This window comes from Pseudocitrobacter vendiensis (assembly GCF_943590815.1).
Lineage (GTDB): Bacteria > Pseudomonadota > Gammaproteobacteria > Enterobacterales > Enterobacteriaceae > Pseudocitrobacter > Pseudocitrobacter vendiensis.
This window is the reverse complement of the sequence record NZ_CALSBS010000058.1, coordinates 1-7,338: the sequence shown is the minus strand read 5'-3', so window position 1 is coordinate 7,338 and position 7,338 is coordinate 1. Positions and strand designations below refer to the sequence as shown.

Annotated in this window: 8 protein-coding genes; 2 read left to right on the top strand and 6 right to left on the bottom strand. The window is 43.3% G+C overall.

Features of this window, described 5'->3' with window-relative positions; all coding sequences use genetic code 11:
* Positions 1-183 precede the first annotated feature (183 nt).
* On the bottom strand, positions 184-333 hold the full coding sequence (locus NMC31_RS25495; protein ID WP_253899374.1) for a hypothetical protein: 150 nt from the start codon (positions 331-333) through the stop codon (positions 184-186).
* A gap of 570 nt (positions 334-903) precedes the next feature.
* On the opposite strand from NMC31_RS25495, the gene NMC31_RS25490 reads away from it, so the two are divergent.
* A complete protein-coding gene (locus NMC31_RS25490; protein WP_074170044.1) occupies positions 904-1,017 on the top strand; it encodes a replication initiation protein in 114 nt (37 codons plus the stop codon).
* Between the two features lie 234 nt (positions 1,018-1,251).
* Here NMC31_RS25490 and NMC31_RS25485 read toward each other — a convergent pair whose 3' ends face one another.
* From NMC31_RS25485 to NMC31_RS25475, 3 genes are all read right to left on the bottom strand, one after another.
* Positions 1,252-1,689 carry a hypothetical protein gene (locus NMC31_RS25485; RefSeq protein ID WP_063930378.1) on the bottom strand — a complete coding sequence of 146 codons (438 nt, stop codon included), beginning with the start codon at positions 1,687-1,689 and terminating at the stop codon, positions 1,252-1,254.
* A 4-nt stretch (positions 1,690-1,693) separates the two neighbouring features.
* Positions 1,694-2,992, bottom strand: a complete 1,299-nt coding sequence (locus tag NMC31_RS25480) for an AAA family ATPase (RefSeq protein ID WP_253899373.1) — start codon at positions 2,990-2,992, stop codon at positions 1,694-1,696.
* 1,148 nt (positions 2,993-4,140) lie between these two features.
* Positions 4,141-4,674 (bottom strand): type II toxin-antitoxin system YafO family toxin, encoded by a 534-nt coding sequence (locus tag NMC31_RS25475; RefSeq protein ID WP_072775495.1) that lies wholly within the window; start codon positions 4,672-4,674, stop codon positions 4,141-4,143.
* Positions 4,675-5,102: 428 nt separating this feature from the next.
* Here NMC31_RS25475 and NMC31_RS25470 point away from each other — a divergent pair, with 428 nt between their 5' ends.
* Positions 5,103-5,693: a helix-turn-helix domain-containing protein gene (locus NMC31_RS25470; protein WP_072775496.1), complete on the top strand. Its 591-nt coding sequence runs from the start codon at positions 5,103-5,105 to the stop codon at positions 5,691-5,693.
* Between the two features lie 731 nt (positions 5,694-6,424).
* On the opposite strand, the gene NMC31_RS25465 is transcribed toward NMC31_RS25470, so the two are convergent.
* Both NMC31_RS25465 and NMC31_RS25460 read right to left on the bottom strand, forming a co-directional pair.
* Complete coding sequence (locus NMC31_RS25465) at positions 6,425-6,847, bottom strand: helix-turn-helix domain-containing protein (RefSeq protein WP_253899372.1); 423 nt, start codon at positions 6,845-6,847, stop codon at positions 6,425-6,427.
* Complete coding sequence (locus NMC31_RS25460; RefSeq protein ID WP_253899371.1) at positions 6,847-7,038, bottom strand: Rop family plasmid primer RNA-binding protein; 192 nt, start codon at positions 7,036-7,038, stop codon at positions 6,847-6,849. Before NMC31_RS25460 ends, NMC31_RS25465 begins: the two co-directional genes overlap by 1 nt.
* Between the last annotated feature and the right edge of the window lie 300 nt (positions 7,039-7,338).

The following is a 7,338-nucleotide window of genomic DNA, read 5'->3' as shown; positions in this document are numbered from 1 at the left end:
TAAATGGTCATACACCTAACGCAGCCGCGATTTTCATCGCAACTGCATGAATTACATAAAAAAAATGGGATACTCCATTTATTACGGTAATACGCAAGGTATTACAATCAACTGTAAGTACATGAAAATAAAGAAATAAGATGTAATACCACCGTATTACACGTACGCTGGCCAGCGAAAAAGCTATAACGCTTCCCGGCCGACAGGTGGCCCGGATTCCACCGGGGCGTGCAGGTTATCTTCAGTAACCTTCGCCATTAAATCAAAAAGGTCATACTCGCCGGGAAGCTGCGTATCAGCAGCATCCCGTTGCTCATCATGTTCAGATGGCATGGGGTGATATCCAGTAGCTGAGAGGTTGTTAGCGGGTTTCGGGGCGCAGCCCTGAACCAGTCACGTAGCGCTAGCGGAGTGTATACTGGCTTACTATGTTGGCACGGATGAGGGTGTCAGTGAAGTGCTTCATGTGGCAGGAGAAAAAAGGCGGCACCGGAGCGTCAGCAGAATATGTGATACAGGATATATTCCGCTTCCTCGCTCACTGACTCGCTACGCTCGGTCGTTCGACTGCGGCGAGCGGAAATGGCTTACGAACGGGGCGGAGATTTCCTGGAAGATGCCAAGAAGATACTTAACAGGGAAGCGATAGGGCCGCGGCGAAGCCGTTTTTCCATAGGCTCCGCCCCCCTGACAAGCATCACGAAATCTGACGCTCAAATCAGTGGTGGCGAAACCCGACAGGACTATAAAGATACCAGGCGTTTCCCCCTGGCGGCTCCCTCGTGCGCTCTCCTGTTCCTGCCTTTCGGTTTACCGGTGTCATTCCGCTGTTATGGCCGCGGTTCTCTCATTCCACGCCTGACACTCAGTTCCGGGTAGGCAGTTCGCTCCAAGCTGGACTGTATGCACGAACCCCCCGTTCAGTCCGACCGCTGCGCCTGTTCCGGTAACTATCATCTTGAGTCCAAACCGGAAAGACACGACAAAGCGCCAATGGCAGCAGCCACTGGTAACTGATTTAGAGGAGTTAGTCTTGAAGTTATGCGCCTGTTAAGGCTAAACTGAAAGAACAGATTTGGTTACTGCGCTCCTCATAAGCCAGTTACCTTGGTTCACAGAGCGCCAACTCTTAGAACCGTCGAAAAACCGCCCGCCAAGGCGGTTTTTTCGTTTACAGAGCAAGAGATTACGACGAGAGCATCACAATCTCAAGAAGATCTTTTCTTAACATACAATACAACTGTATCTCATCTATTTTTGACTCTTCCAGAAGCGATGATCTCTATCAAAAAACACAATATAGAACACATTATCTCTCAGAAATCCGGCGACTCTTCTTTTCTGCCCGCCAATGTTTTTTATAACCCCCCAATCCTCATCAGAGGATATCTCATCTGGGCATCTAAAATCGTTTACAGCTGACTCAGGAAATCGAGTGTAGTTAGTAAACACACCGTCAGAAATCACTTTAGTGATTCCATTCGCCGTTAGATAAACCAATTTTTCAATGAGATCAGGTAGGCTACCATCATCTTTCCATGTATTTATGGACTGCCCAACATCATCGACGTTATGAAAATGCTTAAAACTAATAGATATAAATCTATCAGTCGTTTTCGCTGTGCTCTTTGAAGGTTTTGTTTCCTCATTCCTCGAAGAGCTTCGAAGGCTTTTGCCTCTCTTTGGCATATAATCATCCCTCAGGCATTAGCTTTTCAAATTCATTAAGATTATCAAACAACGGGATTGCATCAAAAGCACCTGATAAATAATCATTCCCATATGATGGCTTCAATGATCTTTGTTTCTCTTTGTACTCAACCAAAGAATAAAGATGGCTACTCCCTGACTTTACATCCTTGTCAACAAACCAAATTTGGTCTCGTCTAAAGCAATCAGTATTCATTAAATTAACATCCTGAACTGCAGCGATTACTTGGCTAAACCCTTCACTTTGCGCATGAAATATCCTAAATAAAAACTTAGATAAAAGGGTATGGAACTTTGAATCGAACTCATCAACCAACAATAAGTTATTGTTAATCATGGCGTTATAAATAGGCCCAAGGAGATAGACTATCTTTTTGGTCCCCTCTGATTCAAAATCAATGGGAACCGAAATCTCCCCATTAGCAGTTTTTTTCACGACTCTAAGAGAAAATACTTTTTGATTTTTTGCAAAATTCTGAATCGAGCTGAATAAATTTTTTAAATTATCATCATCTGTTTTTATGTTGCCAAACGGAAATTCAGGCGCAACTTCATCAAGATAAATATCATTAATCTGAAAGGCTGGTAATATTTTTTTTAGCCAAGCTTTAAAATCTTCAGATTCATTTATAAGCTTCATGGTAATTCCAGTAAACATTCCTTCGTTAGAACCAGAAAGAAATACCACATTACTAAACCAATTCACAACACGCTTTGAGTGCTCCCCATTAAATCCAGCAACAACAGAAACAAAGGGAACATCTTCTCTTGTCTTCTGAATGACCCCATCCTTTATAAAAAGATTTGACTCGCTAAATGCTGCTTTATTTATTTCAATAAGTTGACCATCTCGCTCAAAGAGAATAGTCTCCCTTGTTTTTGGCGTGTAGTACAACCACTCTTCTTTTATCTTCCCTTGAAATACAGATAATCCGTATCTGTATTTAATCCCATCCGCAATAAAAGTCATTTCCATTTCAGATGGTTTAGTAGGCCCCGCCTCATCAAGTAAAAAAGGGACTACATTCTTCGTAATGCCACTTTCGATAGCTTGCACAGAATGCAGGACAATATCTTTCATTAAAGATATTGTCTTCATGAGATTAGATTTTCCGCTAGCGTTAGCTCCGAAAATCAAAGCAGACTTCAGTATCCGCTCATCCCTTACTGACACTACATTAGCCAAGTTTATATCGTCTTTCGATGACGACACCGCCAACATGCTCATATTTTGAGCTTCCATGAAGGAAAATGCGTTTGAAAGACTAAAGTTAACCATCATAAGAACACCCCTAACAACACTCTTAAACTCAAAAACTGCACAATATTGACAAAATTCTAGATTAAGAATAGCATACCCCTGTGCTAAAACAACAAAATGGTCCAATAGACAGCACATTATGAGTAGATAAGTTAACGACCAGCTTAAAAAGAGGTGTATATGAAGTTTTTTCTATACCAAATGGTCCCATTTGCCTCAGTGATTAGCTCAGCAGTGCTGGCTTTTCACTCGGTATCTGGGTGGGGATGGTTCCTTTTTGTCGCGTTTATGCTCAGTGGCGCTGACACTGTAAAAAAATACGTAGGGAGTGAAACATGAATGAGGAGAAGCAAAGATTGTTGAAGTAAGTGGGTTAGCCTGTACCACCAGAACTAACCCGTAACAAACCATACGCAAATGCGGCGCTTGAGTACCACCTCAAGTGCTTTGATAAAGCCAGCCACAAGATCTGTTGGTTGCTACAGTACAATTTTGATAGCAAAAATCAACATTCATGTGGCGAAAATAGGAAATGCAACATGCAGACGGACGAGTCTCAGGCATACATTTTTCGCCCTTACATAACGGTAAAGGGCAAACGGATAACCCGTCCTAACGGGGGAATGTTTAAGATCCCAATTAATCGGGAAAAGAAAAAACAATAACCACCGAAGCATGCAAGCTTCGGTCCCTAACTTAGTTTATGTAAGGAAAGCAACATGGCCTTTTATGTAGATAGCACAGCGAAATTTTTAACAAAAACAACCGAGCCTGAAGGGAGTGTATGGCGGTATTACTATAAGCCGGGAAATACTTGTCCGGCTTCCGGCATTTACCGCTGCACGAACTGTGGTGATGAAGTGACGTGCAATAAAGATGATCCTTTGCCACCGCAAAATCACAGGCAGCATAATGTCCCAGGTGACATCCGATGGGAATTGGTAGTGATGACAAAGACGAAGTAACTTACTAGGCCGTCTACGGACGGCTTTTTTATACCTGCAAATTACTTGTATTTACCATAACACCCGTTATCGGAAGGTAGCTCCCCCCGAGCGCATTCTTGTTCCGACCCTGCCGCTTACCAAATACCTGTCCCGCCGTTTTCCCTTCGGGAAGCGTGAAAGCACAAAGGCCCGTATTTACGGGCCTTTGTGCTTTAATTGGATTCAAGTTCTCAGAGAAGGATTCTGGCTGCTATAGCGGAAATTTCTAGTTTTATGTCTCCACTCTGCAATTTTACCTTCTGTTTGATAAAGGTCATGAGCCCCTGGAGCCACGATCTCTAACAACAAAAAGTGGTAATCATCACTTTCTGTTTTCAAATATGCATAGACCAATGCAGCGTCACTTACACAATCCCACTGACTAACAAAAACATCTGCTTTATCAAAATCATACCAAGATTTAATAGTTTCTTGGTGATGCAAGTGAACGTGAAAGACAGGATCGTTTGCTGCCCTTATCCTTTGGCCATAGAAAAGACGATCTCGACCAAAAAACGGGTGGTCGGGACGAAATGCCTTTTGATCTTCTTCATCCAATGTAGGAAGGAAGTTCGAAACATCACATTCACTATCTGTCGCTATCTGAAACGCATAGGATTTATATGTTTCAAATTCCCTAGCCACGGACTCAACTCCAGGTAGCCTAGATAAGTCATCATGAATATGAACAATGATTCGAGGAAGGTGCGGCGGCATCCACGTACTCCCGAGCAAAATAGGAGTACGAATGATATCACAGACAAGTATCAGTTCTGATTGGTAATCCGATGATTTTTAACAGCAGACTTAGCCTCATCGCTCTTCTGAGCTGCCAGCCCCGCATTGATAAAATCTTGGAACAGAGCGTAACTCATGGCGGGTTTTATCGGAGAACGATGTTCCGATGCTTTTCTCATCCCAGACATGTGAATACCTCGCTTAATGACGTAGTAGGAATAGCAAACTATTCCTCTTCGAATCATGTTAAGAGCAAGCGTCGTGACATGTCACGAAAAGGCGTGCCTTTAAGGTAAAATTAGGGTGGCGTTAACGCCACCCTAATAATAACTACTCTTACATACACTATGATATAGTGTATGTAAGAGTAGTTATGTCATGATAAATGATTCAAAAAAGTAACCGCTATGAGTACAACTAAAGAGAAAGAAAAGACTGATTTCCCTGAAGCCTTACTATCCATATGGGGGAGGACAATCCTTGGTTCAGGATGGACAACAGTCCCCAACGAACTGCTAAAAAATCAATCTCACTTGGGTATCAGTAACTCAGAGTTAGTTCTCCTTATCCATTTGATATCATTTATGCATAGTGCTTCTGCAAAAATATTCCCATCAATAGATTCTCTAGCAGAAAGAATGAACCAAGACCGGCGTACCATTCAGAGAACCATACAAAGGCTCGAAGATAAGGAGCTGATAAGAAAAAGAGTACGTTCAACTGGGAAAACCGATGTAGGGATGAGTAATGTGTATGATATTTCTCCATTAATGCTCAAGCTTATCAACATACAGCTACCAACAATGAGCCCTCCTCCAAACACACATACATGTCCAAAATGTAAAAAATTTGCAAAATCCGAATCTGACATCGAACGATTATTTGGTTACCGAAGGATTTCGGCAGAAAAGATGGTCATACAAAGCTGGTGTAAAGAATGCAGAGGTGCTCCAAAAAAACCGCAAAGTCCCAAAGAAGGCTCGCCTGATTTACCATAACATCTGTTGCCCGCACCGCCTCAGAGGCCCTCAGCGCGTTTCTGACGGGAAACCGGTAAAACAGGCAACAAACCACCCGAAAACCCGCCAGAAACGCGCAGGCTCTGTTTTTACGGCATGCATGAGTATGCGCGCAAGTGCATAGCGCGGAAATTCACGCCATTCAGCCGGGGTAAGTCCTGTTTCCGATGTTCTTCTTACCCGAAAACGGTGAACGGGGACGCAATTTATTGCGTGGCTGTGAAGCGTTGCCGGCGCAGCCGGAAAACCGGTTTTCAGCACGGTCAGGAATCGGGTTCGTCGACAGCCGGCATCACGTTATGGCAAGTCGGCGGACGACTTACCACACGATTCACCGGCGATTCGACTCGGGACTTGACTCTAGAGTCACCCAGGTCAAAAAAACGCCAAATCAACGATTCGGCTCTAGAGTCAAGTCGTCATAAGTTACTGATAGTGTGGAGTGAGTCGTCGATGACTCTATGACGAGTCGTCGGCAAGTCGTACACGAATCGCCGACGACTTGGGTTGACCTTACATAAGGTAATGCTGCGTAATTCAATAACAACTAACTAAATGATATTAATGAATTATATTCAAAATTTTAATTTTGCGTAGGGTGTGGGTATGGGTATTTTTCGTGGTGAGGAGCGTTCAGAGATCTGGCGGTATCTGGGAAAGTTCAGGAACGCCCCGGGATGGCCGGACAGGAAAACTCAAGCATGGCAGGATCAGGATTTTTTCCAGAATTTCCACCACGGGGAATGGGGTGGTGAAGAAGGTTCGTGCTTGTACTCCAGAAGCTGCATAGTCTGACGAAGGGAATCAATATGCTCATCTCGAGCCTTAACAGCCCCTTTAAGACCATCGTTTTCAGCTTCAAGTAAAGCGATTCTATGTTGTAAATCATGTAAAACAACGCTGTTAAGACCTGTAGATTCCGCGTCACTTTTCACATCATATTTTACAGTATCGATTACACCATCAAGAGAACCAAACACTCTAATAAGTTCTGAAGTATCAATAATTTTAATAGACTTCCCGTGCTTTACAACAGAGGTGTAACTTAACTTACCACTGTTAATCATCTTGTAAATAGTAGGGCGACTAACCTTAACAAGCCGTGCTGCTTCACTAATAGACACTCTGGCCATCAGTTACCATCCTGTAATGCATCCAGTCTCGAGGACAGTGTACGGAAAAGATGCTCCGCATCATCGTGGAGTTTCTCACAAAGGTCGACCTCAGCATCAAGATCAAGCTCGTTAAGCTTCTCCAGCAGGAGCAGAGACTGATTCTGGATGAATTTAGCCATGTTCAGCGCTGTTTTCTGTTGTTTCGTCATATGGGCCCTCAGAGCATCAGTGCTCAATGTAAAACGGTAAGGGGGTCGGATGTACGAATGGTTCCGAGAACGGATCTGAGGTAATCCTGTAGTTATTTTGTAGTTTATCTGTAGTCATCACACTAAAAATCAGGATTAAATCATCAACTTTTGTAGTCTTCCTGTAGTTTATCTGTAGTCCGGAAAAATAATCCGTTCATGCGAGCATGAACGAGGTCGCTAAGGACGCTTTTTCGTCATCGATGCTCCTTAACCTGCGCAGCTCACCCAGCCAGAATGATAATTTTTTGCCCCTTAAAT

What these genes read in the sequence shown, in the direction of transcription:
- NMC31_RS25495 (WP_253899374.1), bottom strand. Translation starts at nt 333, where the DNA reads ATGCCATCTGAACATGATGAGCAACGGGATGCTGCTGATACGCAGCTT.
- NMC31_RS25490 (WP_074170044.1), top strand. Translation starts at nt 904, where the DNA reads ATGCACGAACCCCCCGTTCAGTCCGACCGCTGCGCCTGTTCCGGTAAC.
- NMC31_RS25485 (WP_063930378.1), bottom strand. Translation starts at nt 1,689, where the DNA reads ATGCCAAAGAGAGGCAAAAGCCTTCGAAGCTCTTCGAGGAATGAGGAA.
- NMC31_RS25480 (WP_253899373.1), bottom strand. Translation starts at nt 2,992, where the DNA reads ATGATGGTTAACTTTAGTCTTTCAAACGCATTTTCCTTCATGGAAGCT.
- NMC31_RS25475 (WP_072775495.1), bottom strand. Translation starts at nt 4,674, where the DNA reads ATGCCGCCGCACCTTCCTCGAATCATTGTTCATATTCATGATGACTTA.
- NMC31_RS25470 (WP_072775496.1), top strand. Translation starts at nt 5,103, where the DNA reads ATGAGTACAACTAAAGAGAAAGAAAAGACTGATTTCCCTGAAGCCTTA.
- NMC31_RS25465 (WP_253899372.1), bottom strand. Translation starts at nt 6,847, where the DNA reads ATGGCCAGAGTGTCTATTAGTGAAGCAGCACGGCTTGTTAAGGTTAGT.
- NMC31_RS25460 (WP_253899371.1), bottom strand. Translation starts at nt 7,038, where the DNA reads ATGACGAAACAACAGAAAACAGCGCTGAACATGGCTAAATTCATCCAG.